17 protein-coding genes are annotated in these 15,733 nt (G+C 69.0%); 11 read left to right on the top strand and 6 right to left on the bottom strand.

Going from position 1 to position 15,733, the window contains the following annotated elements; all coding sequences use genetic code 11:
* The gene (locus ACWF9G_RS30465; RefSeq protein ID WP_379309998.1) at window positions 1-939 is read left to right on the top strand and encodes an amino acid ABC transporter permease; all 939 of its coding nucleotides are present in this window, start codon (window positions 1-3) and stop codon (window positions 937-939) included.
* Between the two features lie 26 nt (window positions 940-965).
* A complete protein-coding gene (locus tag ACWF9G_RS30470) occupies window positions 966-1,718 on the top strand; it encodes an amino acid ABC transporter ATP-binding protein (protein WP_379310013.1) in 753 nt (250 codons plus the stop codon).
* A gap of 45 nt (window positions 1,719-1,763) precedes the next feature.
* On the opposite strand, the gene ACWF9G_RS30475 is transcribed toward ACWF9G_RS30470, so the two are convergent.
* A complete protein-coding gene (locus tag ACWF9G_RS30475; RefSeq protein ID WP_379309999.1) occupies window positions 1,764-2,402 on the bottom strand; it encodes a MerR family transcriptional regulator in 639 nt (212 codons plus the stop codon).
* 104 nt (window positions 2,403-2,506) lie between these two features.
* On the opposite strand from ACWF9G_RS30475, the gene ACWF9G_RS30480 reads away from it, so the two are divergent.
* Window positions 2,507-3,457: a hypothetical protein gene (locus tag ACWF9G_RS30480; RefSeq protein ID WP_452519566.1), complete on the top strand. Its 951-nt coding sequence runs from the start codon at window positions 2,507-2,509 to the stop codon at window positions 3,455-3,457.
* Window positions 3,454-3,915, top strand: a complete 462-nt coding sequence (locus ACWF9G_RS30485) for an ABA4-like family protein (RefSeq protein ID WP_452519567.1) — start codon at window positions 3,454-3,456, stop codon at window positions 3,913-3,915. The genes ACWF9G_RS30480 and ACWF9G_RS30485 overlap by 4 nt, the downstream gene beginning before the upstream one ends.
* 118 nt (window positions 3,916-4,033) lie before the next feature.
* Here ACWF9G_RS30485 and ACWF9G_RS30490 read toward each other — a convergent pair whose 3' ends face one another.
* A complete protein-coding gene (locus tag ACWF9G_RS30490; protein ID WP_452519569.1) occupies window positions 4,034-4,876 on the bottom strand; it encodes an oxidoreductase in 843 nt (280 codons plus the stop codon).
* A gap of 89 nt (window positions 4,877-4,965) precedes the next feature.
* Between ACWF9G_RS30490 and ACWF9G_RS30495 the strand changes: the two genes are divergently transcribed.
* On the top strand, window positions 4,966-5,868 hold the full coding sequence (locus ACWF9G_RS30495; RefSeq protein WP_452519571.1) for a LysR family transcriptional regulator: 903 nt from the start codon (window positions 4,966-4,968) through the stop codon (window positions 5,866-5,868).
* Window positions 5,869-5,995: 127 nt separating this feature from the next.
* Here ACWF9G_RS30495 and ACWF9G_RS30500 read toward each other — a convergent pair whose 3' ends face one another.
* Entirely contained in the window at window positions 5,996-6,910 is a 915-nt protein-coding gene (locus ACWF9G_RS30500; RefSeq protein WP_379310004.1) for a LysR family transcriptional regulator, read from the bottom strand.
* 95 nt (window positions 6,911-7,005) lie between these two features.
* Here ACWF9G_RS30500 and ACWF9G_RS30505 point away from each other — a divergent pair, with 95 nt between their 5' ends.
* The 3 genes from ACWF9G_RS30505 (at window position 7,006) to ACWF9G_RS30515 (ending at window position 9,509) form a co-directional block, all read left to right on the top strand.
* Complete coding sequence (locus ACWF9G_RS30505; RefSeq protein ID WP_452519572.1) at window positions 7,006-8,367, top strand: FAD-binding oxidoreductase; 1,362 nt, start codon at window positions 7,006-7,008, stop codon at window positions 8,365-8,367.
* A gap of 75 nt (window positions 8,368-8,442) precedes the next feature.
* Window positions 8,443-9,330, top strand: a complete 888-nt coding sequence (locus ACWF9G_RS30510; protein ID WP_379310006.1) for an SPFH domain-containing protein — start codon at window positions 8,443-8,445, stop codon at window positions 9,328-9,330.
* Between the two features lie 8 nt (window positions 9,331-9,338).
* Window positions 9,339-9,509, top strand: coding sequence for a toxin-antitoxin system HicB family antitoxin (locus ACWF9G_RS30515; RefSeq protein ID WP_357168092.1), 171 nt, complete (start codon window positions 9,339-9,341; stop codon window positions 9,507-9,509).
* A 5-nt stretch (window positions 9,510-9,514) separates the two neighbouring features.
* Here ACWF9G_RS30515 and ACWF9G_RS30520 read toward each other — a convergent pair whose 3' ends face one another.
* Entirely contained in the window at window positions 9,515-10,549 is a 1,035-nt protein-coding gene (locus ACWF9G_RS30520; RefSeq protein ID WP_452519574.1) for a LuxR C-terminal-related transcriptional regulator, read from the bottom strand.
* A gap of 231 nt (window positions 10,550-10,780) precedes the next feature.
* Between ACWF9G_RS30520 and ACWF9G_RS30525 the strand changes: the two genes are divergently transcribed.
* On the top strand, window positions 10,781-11,335 hold the full coding sequence (locus ACWF9G_RS30525) for a hypothetical protein (protein WP_379310008.1): 555 nt from the start codon (window positions 10,781-10,783) through the stop codon (window positions 11,333-11,335).
* A gap of 8 nt (window positions 11,336-11,343) precedes the next feature.
* Here the strand turns inward: ACWF9G_RS30525 and ACWF9G_RS30530 are convergent, their stop codons facing one another.
* Window positions 11,344-12,000, bottom strand: a complete 657-nt coding sequence (locus tag ACWF9G_RS30530; RefSeq protein ID WP_452519576.1) for a TetR/AcrR family transcriptional regulator — start codon at window positions 11,998-12,000, stop codon at window positions 11,344-11,346.
* Between the two features lie 112 nt (window positions 12,001-12,112).
* Here ACWF9G_RS30530 and ACWF9G_RS30535 point away from each other — a divergent pair, with 112 nt between their 5' ends.
* Window positions 12,113-12,982: an NAD-dependent epimerase/dehydratase family protein gene (locus ACWF9G_RS30535; RefSeq protein ID WP_452519577.1), complete on the top strand. Its 870-nt coding sequence runs from the start codon at window positions 12,113-12,115 to the stop codon at window positions 12,980-12,982.
* A gap of 100 nt (window positions 12,983-13,082) precedes the next feature.
* Here the strand turns inward: ACWF9G_RS30535 and ACWF9G_RS30540 are convergent, their stop codons facing one another.
* Window positions 13,083-13,937: a class I SAM-dependent methyltransferase gene (locus ACWF9G_RS30540; protein ID WP_452519579.1), complete on the bottom strand. Its 855-nt coding sequence runs from the start codon at window positions 13,935-13,937 to the stop codon at window positions 13,083-13,085.
* A 285-nt stretch (window positions 13,938-14,222) separates the two neighbouring features.
* Between ACWF9G_RS30540 and rpsA the strand changes: the two genes are divergently transcribed.
* Window positions 14,223-15,695, top strand: a complete 1,473-nt coding sequence (gene rpsA / locus ACWF9G_RS30545) for a 30S ribosomal protein S1 (RefSeq protein WP_189034021.1) — start codon at window positions 14,223-14,225, stop codon at window positions 15,693-15,695.
* Window positions 15,696-15,733 lie beyond the last annotated feature (38 nt).

A 15,733-nucleotide genomic window follows, 5' to 3' on the forward strand; every position in this document is an offset into this window, starting at 1 on the left:
GTGACCGAGAAGGACACAACGGTGGAGGTGCCCGGACCGGGCACCGAACCCGAACCGATCAAAGCGGTCCCGCTGCGGAGGCCGGGCCGCTGGATCGCGGCGGCAATCATCCTGATCCTGGTGGGATTGTTCGTCTACGGAGCCGCGACGAATCCCGCCTACCGGTGGGACACCTACGGCAAGTACCTCTTCGACACCCGGATCGTCGCGGGCGCGATCGTCACCCTGCAGCTCACCGTGCTCGCGATGGCGATCGCGGTGGGCCTCGGCACGGTGCTCGCGGTAATGCGCCTGTCCCCGAACCCGGTGCTGCGCACCACCGCGTGGGTGTACCTGTGGATCTTCCGTGGCACCCCGGTGTTCGTGCAGTTGGTGTTCTGGGGCCTGGTGCCCTCGCTGTACAAGCAGATTCACCTCGGGGTGCCGTTCGGTCCGCAGTTCTTCGAGTTCGACGTGCAGAACCTGCAGGCGGCGTTCCTGTTCGCGGTGCTCGGCCTCGGCCTCAACGAGGCCGCCTATATGGCCGAGATCGTGCGCGCCGGCATCAACTCCGTCGGTGAGGGGCAGCGCGAAGCCTCGGTGGCGCTGGGCATGTCATGGACGCAGACCATGCGCCGCACCGTGCTGCCGCAGGCCATGCGGGTGATCATCCCGCCCACCGGCAACGAGCTGATCGGCATGCTCAAGACGACCTCGCTGGTCACCGCGATCCCGTTGAGCACCGACCTGTTCGGCCGTGCGCGTGACATCTACGGCGTGAACTTCCAGCCGATCCCGCTGCTGCTCGTCTGTGCCACCTGGTACCTGGCGATCACCAGCGTGCTCATGGTCGGGCAGTACTACTTGGAGCGCTACTACTCGCGCGGTGCCACCCGGCAGCTGACGGCCAAGCAGCTCGAGGAACTGGCCACGGCGCAGGCGGCGGTGAAGGCGAAATGACCGAACCACAAGTGGCCGCACCGCCGATGGTGCTGGCCGATCGGGTGTGCAAGAACTTCGGCGCGTTGCAGGTGCTCAAGGGCATCTCCCTCGAGGTGCAGCGGGGCAAGGTGCTGACCCTGGTCGGGCCGTCCGGCTCGGGCAAGTCGACGTTCCTGCGCTGCATCAACCACCTCGAGCAGGTCAACGCAGGCCGGTTGTACGTCGACGGCGAGCTCGTCGGCTACCGGGAGAAGAACGGCAAGCTCTACGAGATGCATCCGCGCGATGCCGCGATCCAGCGTCGCGACATCGGCATGGTGTTCCAGCATTTCAACCTGTTCCCGCACCGCACCGCGCTGGAGAACGTGATCGAGGCGCCCACCCAGGTGCGTGGCATCCGCAAGACCGAGGCGATCGCCAGGGCCGAGGAACTGCTGGAACGGGTCGGGCTCTCGGCCAAGCGCAACGCCTACCCCGCGCAGCTGTCCGGCGGTCAGCAGCAGCGCGTGGCCATCGCACGCGCGCTGGCGATGGATCCCAAGCTGATGCTGTTCGACGAGCCGACCTCGGCACTGGACCCCGAGCTGGTCGGTGAGGTGCTCACCGTCATGCGCGAGCTCGCCGATTCGGGCATGACGATGGTGGTGGTGACCCACGAGATGGGCTTCGCCCGCGAGGTCGCCGACGAACTGGTGTTCATGGACGGCGGTGTGGTCGTGGAATCGGGTCCGCCGCGTGAGCTGCTGGCGAACCCGCAGCACGAGCGCACGAAGACATTCCTGTCGCGCTTGCTCTGAAAGCTCGGACGACGACGGCCCCGCGAGATTCCGCGGGGCCGTTGCTCATTCCTGGGGGTTGTTCAGCATTTCCAGCGAGACCTGGGCCTGGGCGATGCGGCGGATGGCGGCGAGTGCGGTGTCGCCGAGCAGGGTCAGCACCACGACCGCGTCGATGATGTCGTCGCGTCCGCCCGCCGCCAGCGCGGTCGTCACATCGTTCTCCGCGATCACCCGCGCGCCGTCGAAATAGCTGGGCAGGGCTGTTTCGCCCCAGTCCGCGTAGCCCAGCTGCGCGAGCCGCACGAGCACCGAGGTCAGCGTGTCGATCGCCTCGGGACTGGGTTTCCTGTCCCAGCCGCGCCGATCCATCTCCGCGCGCACGGTCGCCGAGGCGCGTTCCCACTCCGCGTCGGCCGCGGGCGGTACCGGGGCGGAGATGCTGTCCTGGACCACGCCGAGCAGGCTGAACAGCGGCAGGTCGGGGGAGTCGACGGCGGCTAGGACCTCGCCGACGGTGGCCACGGGCAGCCCGCCCACCTCGATCAGCGCGCGCACCAGCCGCAGCCTGCGCAGATGGTCCTCGCCGTAGCTGGCCTGGTTCGGGCTGGTGCGTTCGCCCGGGGGCAGCAGGCCCTCGCGCAGGTAGTACTTGATCGTCGCCACCGCGATACCACTGCGCTCGCTCAACTCCGAGATCCGCACAGTTCAACCTCCGTTTTCCGCGCTCCCCTTGCTCGCCTTCGCTGTAGCGGATAGTCTAGCTATCCATAACGGATAGTACAGCTATCTATCTTGGGAGATTTACCATGACTGCCCTCACAACCCTCGATCCGCTGCCGCGGCGGCAGGCTCGTCTGCATCGCCCGCTGCTCTGGTTCGCCGCGGGCAACGCCGTGCTCACCGTCGTCGCCGTGGTCGGGATGCTGGTCGACGACCGGGTCATCACGGGGTCGACCGCGTGGTTCAAGCCGACCAAGTTCGCGGTGTCGTTCGTGCTCTACAGCGTCGCGCTGGCGTGGCTGATCTCGTTGCGGCCCAGGGCATCCCGGCTCACCTGGTGGATGGCGACGGTGATCGTCGTCGCGGGCACGATCGAACAGCTGATCATCGTGGGCCAGGTGGTGCGCGGCACCCGCAGTCACTACAACATGACAACGAGTTTCGACGCCGTGCTGTGGATCATCATGGGCAGCACCATCATCGTGCTCTTTCTCGCCACCATGGTCGTCGCCGCGCAGCTCTCGCTGACCAGAATCGGGGACGCGGCGACCACCTGGTCGATCCGGCTCGGCCTGGCGATCACGCTGGTCGGCCTGGCGCTGGGCAATCTGATGCCGAACCGTGAATCCGGGGTGGCCGACATCGCGGGCGCGCACACCGTCGGCGCGCCCGACGGCACACCGGGCATGCCGGTGACCGGGTGGAGCACCACCGCCGGTGACCTGCGGATCCCGCACTTCTTCGGCATGCACGCCTTGCAGGCGCTGCCGCTGTTCGCCGCGCTGCTGGTCATCCTCGCACCACGGATTCCGTTGCTGCGGGTACTGCGCGTGCGGGTCGGCCTGGTCGTCACCATGGCCGCCGGCTACGCGGCGGTGCTCGCGCTGGTCACCTGGCAGGCCTTGCGCGGGCAGCCGCTGATCCACCCCGACCAGGCCACCCTGACCGTGGCCGCCGCGATTCTCACCGGCGTCGTCGCCGGCGCCCTGATCTCGGTCGCGAGCGCGATCGGCACCCGAAAGGTAGTCACCGCATGAGCACGCTGTTCGACCTGTCCTTCTTCGTCACCGTCCCGTTCTGGGCGCTGATGATCCTGGCCCCCACCTGGCGCTGGACCCGCACGATCATCGGCTCACCGTGGATCACCCTGGTGCCCTTGGTGATCTGGGCGATCGTCGCCGTTCCGGTCCTCGGCGCGATGTGGTCCCTGGTGACTTCACCGTCCCTGCCCGCGATCACCGACGCCGTCGCCGACCCCGCCGTCCTGACCGCACTCTGGGCCCAGATCATCGCCTGGGACCTGTTCCTCGGTCGCTGGATCTACCTCGACAGCCGCGACCGCGGCATCCATCCGCTGCTGATGGCGCCGCTCCTGGTCGGCACGATCCTGTTGTCGCCCATCGCGTTTCCGATCTACCTGATCGTCAGGGAAGTGGCGGGACGCGTTCCGGCGCGCGGATCGTCCGCGCCGCAGGAAGCTCCGATCCCGGCATGACGCGAACGGGCCGGACCGCGATGGTCCGGCCCGTGTCGGCTGGGCGCGGCGGGACAGCGCCACTCTGTCGGCGATCCGCACGGGTGGCCGGGCGGGGTGAAGTACAGCGCCACCACCGCTATGTGCCGTCGAAATCGGTGGCGCGGGTGATGGATTCCCAGGCGAGGACGTCGCCGCGGACCGCATCCAGGTGGGCGAGTACGGCGTCGACCGAGTCGGCGCCCAGCGGCAGACGCAGCGGGGGCTTGTCGGCGGCCAGGGCGGCGCGGATGGCGGTCGCGGCCTTGGCCGGATCACCGGGCTGGGTGCCGTTGCCGCCCTCGACCATCCGGCGGGTCGGGCCGACGGTGTCGGCGTAGAGGTCGCTCTCGGCGCTGAACGCGGCGGCGCCGGGACCGAACAGGCCGGTGCGGAAGGCGCCCGGTTCGACGATCAGCACCTTGATGCCGAAGGGCTCCACCTCCTCGGCCAGCGCCTCCGACAGCCCCTCCAGCGCGAATTTCGTCGCGCTGTAGGCGGAGAAGCCCGCGAACGACAACTGCCCGCCGACGCTGCTCATCATCACGATCGCACCGCTGCGCTGGGCGCGCATGTGCGGCAGCACCGCGCGGGTGAGGGCGGCGGGGCCGAAGACGTGCAGGTCGAACAATCCGCGCAATTCGGCGTCGGTGGTCTCCTCGACCGCGCCGACGTGGGTGCGGCCCGCGTTGTTGACCAGGACGTCGATGCGCCCGTGCCTGGCCACCACATCGGCGACCACCGCGTCGATGCGCGCGGTGTCGGTGACGTCGAGGGCGATGGCCTCGAGCTGATCGGGGTGCGCGGCGACCAGATCGTCCAGTGCCGTGGTGCGGCGGGCCACGGCGACGACCGTGTCGCCCGCCGCGATCGCCGCCTCCGCGATCGCGCGACCGAAGCCGCTGCTCGCACCGGTGACCAGCCAGATCTGCGGGATGCTCATCAGATTCTCCTCTGTCCGTTGGTGTTTCGCCGTCGATACTTCCGCCACGCCGGGATGCCGTCCAAGACCCCTTGTGATAACCAAGGGTTATGGATGTGCACGGGCGCGACCTGCGCTACTTCGTCGCGGTCGCCGACCAGTTGAACTTCACCGCCGCCGCTGAGGCGCTGTACATCTCGCAGCCCGCGCTCAGCAAGCAGATTCGCAAGCTGGAAAGTCAGCTGGGTGCGGCACTGTTCGTGCGTGACACCCGCTCGGTCGCGCTGACGCCCGTCGGCGAGGCGCTGCTGCCCGAGGCGCGCCGGGTCATCGGCGCGTGGGAAACGGCGGAGTCCGCCGTCGAATCGGCGAAGGCCGCCGCGCGTGCCGTGCTGTCGATCGGCATCAGTACCAGCCCGGGTCGTGGCATCCTGCCCGCGGTGCGTTCTCGATTCGCCACCGCGTTCCCGGCCGCGAAAACCGTTCTGCGCCAAGTCGGCTGGGACGATCCGACGGCAGGCCTGGCCGACGGTTCGGCCGATGTCGCCTTCGTCTGGCTGCCGCTGGCCGATGACGAACGCTACCGATGGCTGGTCGTCGCCACGGAACCGAGGCTCGTTGCCCTCCCGGAAACCCACCCGCTCGCCACCGGGGACAGCATCGCGTTCACCGAGCTGCTCGGTGAGCCCTTCCTGGCGCTACCGCGCACGGCGGGTGTGCTGCGCGACTACTGGCTCGCCCTCGACGAACGCGCCGGGCATCCGCCGGTCATCGGAGCCGAGGTGTCGAGCACCGAGGAGACCTACGAAGCCCTGGTCAACGGGGACGGCGTGGTCCTTGTCGCCACGGGCAACGCGCCGCTGATCGCGCACGACGGTGTGGTGACCCGGCCGGTGACCGGTCTGAGCCCGGCCGAACTCGCCCTGGCCTGGCGGCACGACGACCATCGTCGGCTGGTGCGTGGGTACGTCGAAGCGTGCGCGTCGGCCACCGGGCACCTCCGCCGGTCCTAGTGCCGCCCACCGAAGCGGTCCGGGGTCGTCGCTGACGGTTCGCCGAACCGGCCACCGGCGATACGACCGCGTTCGCACTGATGGGGTCGATCCGGTGGCGTGATGTATGCGGTGGTGTGGCGGCGATTCACCCGGTGGCGCGCTGCCCGAGCGCGATCCGCAGCTGGCCGAGCAGCACCTTCGCCGCCGGGCCGCCGGGACGGTCGGTGCGCCAGGCGATGGCGAGGCGGCCGTGGATTCGTGGTTCGACGATGGCGAGTGCGCGCACGCCGAACGCGGTCGCCTCGGCGGGGGTGAGCGCGGGGACGATCGCGGTGCCGAGGCCCCGGGCGGCCAGCCGGAGCAGCAAGGGGGGAGCGGCCGCCTCGAAGGCGATGTGTGGGGTGAAACCGGCTGCGGCGCATGAGCGTTCGAAGACCCCGCGCAGGCCCGTCCCGGTCGGCAGGCAGATGAGCCGCCGATCGGCCAACGCCGCCAGGGTGATCGTGCCCGCCGACTCGGCGGGGTCCGGTGCGCCGAGCGCGACGGCGGCGACGAGTGGCGTCTCCAGGATCACCTCGAGGCCGATGCCGGGATTCGGTGCGGCGCCGGTCAATCCGACCAGGGCGATGTCGAGTTCGCCGCGTTCGAGTGCGGCCAGCATCCGCTCGGCGGTGTCCTCGGTCAGGCTGATGCCGACCCGCGGGTGGTCGTGGTGGAAGTCGGCGAGCACGCCGGCGACATCGAATTCCTCGGTGGCCGCGCCGGAGATCACCCCGAGCCGCACGTGCCCGCGCAGCAGCCCGGTGAATTCCTCTACGGTCTCGCCGATCCGGTCGGCCGCGGCCAGGGCGGCCCGCGCGTGTTCGAGCACGGCGGTCCCGACCTCGGTGGGTGTCACGGTGCGGGCGCCACGGTCGAGCAGTCGCTGGCCGAGCTCACGCTCGAGCTGCCTGATCTGGGCGCTCAGGCCCGGCTGCGTGAGGTGCAGACGCTCGGCCGCCCGCGTGAAGCCGCCCTCGTCCACCACAGTGACGAAGTACCGGAGTTGCCGCAGTTCCATCCGGCCATTCTAGGTACTTGGCATAATGATCTGTTATCGCAGTGAGAAGAACTATCTGTTGTACTTCTGATTGGCGCGGCGGCACAGTCGATGGCATGACCGAGAACGCATCGCAGACCATCGAATCCCTCCGTGTCACCGGCCCGGTGTTCACGCCCGGCGACGCGGGTTATGCCGAGGAGGTCGCCGGATTCCAGACCGCCTACACCCACCGTCCCGCGCTGGTCGTCGGGGCGGTCCACGCCGAGGACATCAGGTCGGCGGTGGAATACGCTGCCCGGCAGGGACTTCCGGTGGCGGTGCAGGCGACCGGGCACGGCCTCTCGGTGGCGGCGGATCGTGGCGTGCTGATCACCACCCGCCGAATGGACGCCCTTTCGATCGACCCGCGGGCCCGCACGGCCCGCGTCGGTGCCGGGGTGCGCGCGGGTGCGCTGGTCGAGGCCGCGGCCAGGCACGGGCTGGCACCGCTCAACGGTTCCTCGCCGTCGGTCGGCGTCGTCGGGTACGTGCTCGGGGGTGGCCTCGGCCTGCTGGCTCGTGAATTCGGTTATGCCGCGGACCATGTGCGCTCGATCGACCTGGTGACCGCCGACGGGCGCATGCGCACGCTCACCCCGGCCGACGAACTGTTCGGCGCGGTGCTCGGCTCCGGTGGCAATTTCGGCGTGGTGACCGGCCTGGAACTCGACCTCGTCCCCGTCACCGAGGTCTACGGTGGCCAGCTGATCTTCGACACCCCGCTGGTCGACACCGCGCTGGAGACGTGGCGGGAATGGACCGCGACGCTGCCCGACACCCTCACCTCTACCGTCGCCGTGGTCACCTTCCCCGATATCCCGCCCGTGCCGCAACCGCTGCGCGGCAGGCACGTCGCCTCGATCCGCATCGCCTTCCACGGCCCGGCCGAGGAGGGGGAACAGCTGGTCGCGCCGCTGCGGGCGATCGGTGGGCGCCTGCGCGACTCCGTGCGCACCATGCCCTACACCGAATCGCACACCATCCACAGCGATCCGGACTTCCCGCACGCCTACGCCGCCACCAACGCGCTGCTCACGGAGCTCACCGCCGACGGGCTCGCCGCGCTGCGCGGCCTGACCGCACCCGGTGGGCCGGTGGACGCGGTCGTCGACATTCGTCACCTCGGTGGGGCGTTGCGCCGGGGCACGGGCGTGGCGGTCGATCACCGGGAGGCCGAGTACGCCGTGCGGGTGATCACCGACGCCGGAGTGGGTGACGCCGCACCCGCCGGACTGGCCATGGTGCGAGAAGCTGTGGCGCCGTGGACTATCGGGCACAGCCTCAACTTCCTCTACGGCGCGGGCGCGGCGGCGGACGCGGCCCAGACCCGAGCGGGATACGCGCCCGGGACCTACGCCGGGCTGGTCGCGGCGAAGGCGAAGTACGACCCGCACAACATGTTCCGGTTCAACCGCAACATCGCGCCCACCGGCTAGCGGCTTGTCCGGGCTTGTGGACCGCGGCCTCCATCTACTATCTTAGTGATATCACTCAGATATCTGGAGGATGTCATGGAGCTGCGGTCCGCATTCCGCATGAACGGATTCGCCGTCTTGCTGGGATGGCTCGTGTTCACCCTGTTGTTCGGTGCCGCCGCTGTGCTGGCATTCATCTCCGCGGCGCAGCACGGCGGTGGCGCCCTGGCCTGGGCGGGCGCGGTCGCCGCGGTGATCGCCGTGCTGGTGGTCGCGCTGCTCGCCACCGGGCTGATCATCGTCGACCCCAACGAGGCCAAGGTGGTCACCTTCTTCGGCCGCTACATCGGCTCGGTCTCCGAGCCCGGCTTCTTCTCGGTGGTCCCGCTGACCGACCGCAGGTCGATCTCGTTGCGGGTGCGCAACTTCGAGACCCAGAAGCTGAAGGTCAACGACGCCGACGGCAACCCGGTCGAGATCGCGGCCGTCGTCGTCTACAAGGTGGTCGACAGCTTCAAGGCCGCCTTCGCGGTCGACGACTACGAGGAGTACGTCGAGACCCAGTCCGAGGCGGCGGTCCGGCACCTGGCCACCACCCACCCCTACGACGCGCACGACGACGCCCGCACCAGCCTGCGTGACGGCGCCGAGGTGGCCGAGGAACTGACGGTGGAACTGCGTGAGCGCACCCTCACCGCGGGCATCGAGGTCATCGAGGCCAGGATCACCCACCTCGCCTACGCCCCCGAGATCGCCCAGGCGATGCTGGTCCGCCAGCAGGCCGCCCAGGTCGTCGCCGCGCGGACCCAGATCGTGGAGGGCGCGGTCGGCATGGTCGGCCTTGCCCTGGACCGCCTCGCCGCCGCGGGCATGGTGGAACTCGACGAGGAACGCAAGGCCGCGATGGTCTCGAACCTGCTCGTCGTCCTCTGTGGCGACCGCGCCATCCAGCCGGTCGTGAACACCGGATCCCTCTACGCCTGACGGGTGCCATGACCGCGCCGAAGAAGGAACCCAAGAAGATCCTGCTGCGGCTCGACCCGGCCGTCCACGAGGCCATCGCCAAGTGGGCGGCCGACGACCTGCGCAGCGTCAACTCCCAGATCGAGTACGCCCTCCGCCTTGCGCTCGACCAGGCAGGCCGAAAACCCAAGCGCGACTAGCACCCTCACGCCACGCCGAGCACGCGGGACAGGAGGCGCCGTCGGGTGCGGGTGGCGGACTTGGCGAGGATGGCTTTGACGTGGTCGTTGACCGTCTGTTCGGAGAGAACGAGTTCGGCGGCCAGTTCGCGGGGGTCCAGGCCGGTGGCGAGGTGGGTGAGGACCTGGGATTCGCGGGTGGACAGGCCGTGCGCACGGGCGAACAGGTCGAGGCGTTCGGTGGCGGTGCTCGGTTCCAGGGTTACGGCGATGTCGTGGTCGCCGATGCGATCGGCTTTCACCGTGATCCAGCGGTTGCCGCCCAGGTGGATGCGGGAGGTCGCTGGGCCGATCGGAGTGCCTGCTTCGGCGGCAAGGAGGGCGGCGCCCGCGTTGTAGACGGAGGCGGGGACCGGGGGGATCGGCTCGTCGGGTGGGAGCAGGCGGAGCAGGGATTCGGCGGCGGCCGCGGTGTGGGAGCGCACGCGCAGGGTGTCGTCGAGGAGTACCACCGCGGGACCCGGCGGCGGGAGCTGGGCGTCGGATTCGACGAAGGTGGCGCCGATGGTGCGGCGCAGGGCGGTGGTGACGATGGCGGTCAGCGCGGTGAGGCCGGTGAGTTCGGTTCTGCTGAACGGGGATTCGTCGACGCGGAGCAGCTCCAGGAAACCCCAGCAGCCATAGCGATCGGCGAAGGTGACCGTGGCCGAGTCGGTGACGCCGAGCTCGCGCTGGGCGGTGCGCCACAGCAGTGAACGGTCCGGATCGCCGCCGGTGGCGTCGAGCAGGGAGCGGGCGCCGGTGCCGCGCAGGGTGTCCCAGCGATTGAGCGGGGTGAGGTAGCGGGCCCGGATCAGCTCCGGCAGCCGGGACATGTCGAGCCCGGGGACATCGGCGAGCGGCGCCGTGGCGACCGCGGTGACGGGGTCGGTGAGCGCGAAGACATGGCCCGCGAAAGGTATCGACAGCCGAATCTCGGCCAAGACGAGCTCACGCAATCGTTTGGCGGAATGATCCGCGCGGGCCAGGCGGCTCACCCGGTCGGCCAGAGCGCTCGGCACCGACCCAGTCTACGGCGAAACCCCGGGATCAGGGATGTCCGCGCAGCACCGGCAGCCGTCCTGGCCACCCCGCGCTGCCGCGCGGTGGTGATCGGTCACGAATCGTGGCAGGCCGACTTGGTCGAAGAGCGCGTTCGGGCCTGAACGACGCGCTCTACCCCGTACGGGGACAACCGAACTGGTCCGCGCCGGTAAGTTGGATCGGTGCCCATCTCGTTCGACATTCCTGGAATGCAGCAGTTGGACAACACGACCTGGGGGAATCCGGCCACTCGTGATGTCGTCGCGTTGACCTATGTCAACGGCACGCCCGACCTGCCGGCCCGGCTGCACGACCTGCCGCGGCTGCGCAGGCGGCTGGCCGAGCATCATGCCCGCACCGGCTGTCTGATCGAGGCGTTCGTGGTGTGGGTCGACCGGCTGCCCGCGCTGCTGCGGGTGGAGAAGACGCAATTGCCCGGCCCGCGGGGCGAGCTCGTTTTCGCCGCGTCGATCGTGGTGCCCAAGGATCGGTGCTCCGCGGTGTTCCAGATCATCTGCCCCGAAACCGGGGTGCCCGGGCTACGGGAGTCCTCGATCGGCGCGCAGGTCCACCGCACCGAGATGTGCCCGCCCCACCCGTACGCGCCGGGTCTGCGCGGTCGATTGCCCTATCTGCTGTCCGACGACGTCCGTTTCGACGCCGTATTCCCCGATCACGCCCTGACCAGGGCCCGCCGCTGGATCGCCGAAACCGTGCCCAACGTACGGGTCGACCCGGCCTTCGCGGCCCTGCCCGAGTTCTAGGCCACGGCTCAGCGTGACGTGGGCGCCCCTGGCTGACTGAACAGGCGGGTCAGGTCGCCGAGGAGGATCCGACCGCGTTCCCCGCCGCCCTTGATACGGCCGTCGAGTACCAGTCCGACCAGCCCGTGCAGGTGCGCCCAGAGCAGATCGGCGGCGGCATCTGCGTCGTGCGCCCACTCACGCGACTCGGGGTTGCCGTCGGCGGCTTCCGCGGTGACCGCCCGCCGTAATGCTTCGAAGCACGCACGCGCGGGAGCGGGCGCTTCGGCAGTGCCGAAGGGCACCTCCGGCAGGGTGTGCATGAGCCGGTAGAGGTCCGGATCGGCCATGGCGAATTGCCAGTACGCGGCTGCGGTCGCCGGTAACAGGCCGCCTTCGCGTTCTTGGATCGTCGGGCACTCGGCGCGGTCGAGATGGTGGGCGAGCTCGGTGAATCCGACGTCGACAAGCTCTACCAGCAGTGCGCGCTTGTTGGCGAAGTACTGGTAGACGATCGGCACCGTGTAGCCGACGTGATCGGCGATCGAGCGCATGGTGATGCCGTCGAAGCCGCCGGACTCCGCGGCGATCGAGCGCGCGGCGGCCAGCAGTTCGGCTCGGAGCTGCTCGCGGGCCTCGGCGCGTTCGTCCGAGGTTCCCTTGATCCGTTTGCCTGCTCGGGGCACGTCGCTACTCCTCGGTCAATTTCTAACAAGGATAGACATTGCCGTCCGGCGGCTCTACAGTCAATTTCTAACGTTGATAGAAATCAACGTGCATCTAGTTGAGGAGCGCTCCATGCGAGTTCTTGTTACCGGCGTTTCGGGCACCATCGGCAGTGCGGTGGCACGTGCACTGCGCGGGCGCGGACACATCGTTGTCGGTACCGTGACCGCGTCCGACCGCCCGGCGCCCGAGGGCGTCGAGTTGCTTGTCGCCGACCTGTTCGACCCCGCCGCACTGGCTGCCGTCGCCGCGACCGTCGATGCCGCCGTGCATGCCGCGTCGAGCAACGACGAGCGCGCCGGCGAGCTGGACGGCATCGTCGTCGAGGCGCTGCTTGCGGCCTTTCACGGCACAGGCAAGGCCCTGGTCTACACCAGCGGCCTGTGGCTGCACGGCAATACCGGCGACGTCCCGGCCACCGAACTCTCGGCGTTCGCGCCGCCCCTGGTCGTCTCCTGGCGGCCGCCGGTGGAGCAGTTGCTCGCCGATGCAGCGAGCGAGCGCGGTGTGCGCACGGTGCGCATCCGTCCCGGTCTGGTCTATGGCGGTGGGCGGGGCTATGTGCCGATGCTGCTGAGCCCGCAGGAGGGTGCGGACGGCTCCGTGATCCGCCACTTCGGTGACGGCTCCAACCGGTGGTCTGCGGTGCACGCCGACGACCTCGGCGAGCTCTACGCGCTGGCCGTGGAAAGCGCGCCGGCCGGATCGGTTTACCTGGGCACGAACGAGGAATCGGTCGCGGTCCGCGATGCCGCGAAGGTGGTCGCCGAGCGCACCGGCGCGCGGGTCGAGAACTGGGATCCCGCCGACGCTCGGCAGTACTGGAGCGTGATGGTCGAGGCGTTCATGCTCGACCAGGTCGCCGCCGCCACCGCAGCGCGCACGGATCTCGGCTGGGAGCCGTCGCGGGCTGGTCTGCTGGAGGATCTCGCGGCGAGCTGATGCGCCCGGAACCCTGGGACCTGTTGGTGCGCATGCACTGACCCGCGCGCCCCGCTGGATCGTCGAGGGGTCGATCCGGCTTCGCGGCCCTACCCGAGTTCTAGGCGCCCGGCTTCTCGGTGATGAAGATGGCGGTGCCGGGGAAGATTTCCCCGCGCAGCGGCGACCACTGGCCCCATTCGCGGTCCAGCCACTCCGGCCAGTCGGGTTCGACGATGTCGAGCAGGGTCAAGCCTGCGCCGACGATCTCGCGGACACGGTCGCCGATGGTGCGGTGGTGCTCGACATAGGTGGGAACGCCGTCGCCGTCGACCTCTACATAAGGCGTGCGGTCGAAGTAGGGGATCCGGGCGACGAGGCCGTCGGCGCCCGGATCGTCGGGGAAGATCCAGCGCATCGGGTGGTTCACCGAGAACACCCAGCGACCGCCCGGTCGCAGCACCCGCGCGACCTCGCGCATCACCAGCGCCGAATCGGCGACGAACGGGACACCGCCGAAGGCCGAACAGGCGAGGTCGAAGGACTCGTCGGCGAACGGCAGCGCCTCCGCGCCCGCCTGGACCAGCGGCACCCACGGACCGCCCTGCGCCATCGCGGCCACTCCGCGCTCGAGCATCCCCATCGACACGTCCAGGCCGACCGGATGCGCGCCCTGACCGGCCAGCCAGCGCGAGCACGGCGCGGAACCGCAGCCGATCTCCAGCACGGACTTGCCGGTCACCTCGCCGAGGAAGCCCATATCGCCCTCGTGCAGGCCCTCGGGACACCACACGAACTCGCCGCCGGGGGAGTCGACACCGAGGAAGTCGGCGTGGGTCTGGTGGTACTGGTCGGCATCGGCGTCCCACCAGCGCCTGCTCGCGCGCTCGCTGGCCGCGGAACCGATCTTGGTTCGGGTGGTCGCTGTGGTTCCCAGCAGCGCGTTGGCCTGCGCGTGGCGTTCGTCATCGGACACGGTGAACAGGGTATCGGCGTGGCGCGGGGGGTGGTTTGCCCGGCTGGACCGAGGTCGCGTACGCTGAGGCACGCGAGTGTCTTTCGAGGAACGCTGTGCGCCGGGGTTGAATGCGTACAGTATCCGATGACGGAGTCGCCCGTGCTGAGTTTGATCAGCAGCAAGTGCGGCGGTCCGTGCGATACTTTCTCAGTATCCTTCGTCGCCTCGTCGCGGTGATCTCGCAGCGTACCGAAAGTTCCAATGTCCGCAACCGACCACAATCCGTCCGGAGCAAATCCACATATGCCCACCACCGTCACCTCGCCGCAGGTAGCCGTCAACGACATCGGCTCCGCCGAGGACTTCCTCGCCGCCATCGACGCCACGATCAAGTACTTCAACGATGGTGACATCGTCGAGGGAACCATTGTCAAGGTCGATCGTGACGAGGTCCTGCTCGACATCGGTTACAAGACCGAAGGCGTCATCCCCTCCCGCGAACTCTCCATCAAGCACGATGTCGACCCCAACGAGGTCGTTTCCGTGGGCGATGCGGTCGAGGCCCTGGTTCTCACCAAGGAGGACAAGGAAGGCCGCCTGATCCTGTCGAAGAAGCGGGCGCAGTACGAGCGCGCGTGGGGCACGATCGAGGAGCTCAAGGAGAAGGACGAGGCCGTCAAGGGCACCGTCATCGAGGTCGTCAAGGGCGGCCTGATCCTCGACATCGGCCTCCGTGGCTTCCTGCCCGCCTCGCTCGTCGAGATGCGTCGTGTCCGCGACCTCCAGCCGTACGTCGGCAAGGAGATCGAGGCCAAGATCATCGAGCTCGACAAGAACCGCAACAACGTGGTCCTGTCGCGTCGCGCCTGGCTCGAGCAGACCCAGTCCGAGGTTCGCTCCGAGTTCCTGCACCAGCTGCAGAAGGGCCAGGTCCGCAAGGGTGTGGTCTCCTCGATCGTCAACTTCGGTGCCTTCGTGGACCTGGGTGGCGTCGACGGCCTGGTGCACGTCTCCGAGCTGTCCTGGAAGCACATCGACCACCCGTCCGAGGTCGTCGAGGTCGGCAACGAGGTCACCGTCGAGGTTCTCGACGTCGATCTGGACCGCGAGCGCGTCTCCCTGTCGCTCAAGGCCACCCAGGAAGACCCGTGGCGTCAGTTCGCCCGCACCCACGCGATCGGTCAGATCGTGCCGGGCAAGGTCACCAAGCTGGTTCCGTTCGGTGCGTTCGTGCGCGTCGAAGAGGGCATCGAGGGCCTGGTGCACATCTCCGAGCTGGCCGAGCGCCACGTCGAGGTCCCGGACCAGGTCGTTGCCGTCGGCGACGACGCGATGGTCAAGGTCATCGACATCGACCTGGAGCGTCGCCGGATCTCGCTGTCGCTGAAGCAGGCGAACGAGGACTACCACGCCGAGTTCGACCCGTCGAAGTACGGCATGGCCGACAGCTACGACGATGCGGGCAACTACATCTTCCCCGAGGGCTTCGATCCCGAGACCAACGAATGGCTCGAGGGCTTCGACAAGCAGCGTGAAGAGTGGGAAGGCCGCTACGCCGAGGCCGAGCGTCGCCACAAGATGCACACCGCTCAGATGGAGAAGATGGCAGCCGACGCTGCCGCCGAGGCCGCCAACGGCGGTCCCGCCTCGGGCAACTACTCCTCCGAGAGTGGCAGCTCGCAGGCCTCCTCCGGCCCGGCCGAGTCCGCCGGCGGTTCGCTCGCCAGCGACGCCCAGCTCGCGGCTCTGCGGGAGAAGCTCTCCGGCAACGCCTGATTCGGGTAGAGCAGTACCGAAGGCCCTGGTCCACACGG

Source organism: Nocardia sp. NPDC055029 (assembly GCF_053608525.1).

Excerpts from the sequence above, each read along its gene's own strand:
- ACWF9G_RS30480 (WP_452519566.1), top strand. The coding sequence starts at position 2,507 with ATGACTGCCCTCACAACCCTCGATCCGCTGCCGCGGCGGCAGGCTCGT.
- ACWF9G_RS30525 (WP_379310008.1), top strand. The coding sequence starts at position 10,781 with ATGCAGCAGTTGGACAACACGACCTGGGGGAATCCGGCCACTCGTGAT.
- ACWF9G_RS30485 (WP_452519567.1), top strand. The coding sequence starts at position 3,454 with ATGAGCACGCTGTTCGACCTGTCCTTCTTCGTCACCGTCCCGTTCTGG.
- ACWF9G_RS30490 (WP_452519569.1), bottom strand. The coding sequence starts at position 4,876 with ATGAGCATCCCGCAGATCTGGCTGGTCACCGGTGCGAGCAGCGGCTTC.
- ACWF9G_RS30510 (WP_379310006.1), top strand. The coding sequence starts at position 8,443 with ATGGAGCTGCGGTCCGCATTCCGCATGAACGGATTCGCCGTCTTGCTG.
- ACWF9G_RS30515 (WP_357168092.1), top strand. The coding sequence starts at position 9,339 with ATGACCGCGCCGAAGAAGGAACCCAAGAAGATCCTGCTGCGGCTCGAC.
- ACWF9G_RS30495 (WP_452519571.1), top strand. The coding sequence starts at position 4,966 with ATGGATGTGCACGGGCGCGACCTGCGCTACTTCGTCGCGGTCGCCGAC.
- ACWF9G_RS30535 (WP_452519577.1), top strand. The coding sequence starts at position 12,113 with ATGCGAGTTCTTGTTACCGGCGTTTCGGGCACCATCGGCAGTGCGGTG.
- rpsA (WP_189034021.1), top strand. The coding sequence starts at position 14,223 with ATGCCCACCACCGTCACCTCGCCGCAGGTAGCCGTCAACGACATCGGC.
- ACWF9G_RS30505 (WP_452519572.1), top strand. The coding sequence starts at position 7,006 with ATGACCGAGAACGCATCGCAGACCATCGAATCCCTCCGTGTCACCGGC.
- ACWF9G_RS30500 (WP_379310004.1), bottom strand. The coding sequence starts at position 6,910 with ATGGAACTGCGGCAACTCCGGTACTTCGTCACTGTGGTGGACGAGGGC.
- ACWF9G_RS30470 (WP_379310013.1), top strand. The coding sequence starts at position 966 with ATGGTGCTGGCCGATCGGGTGTGCAAGAACTTCGGCGCGTTGCAGGTG.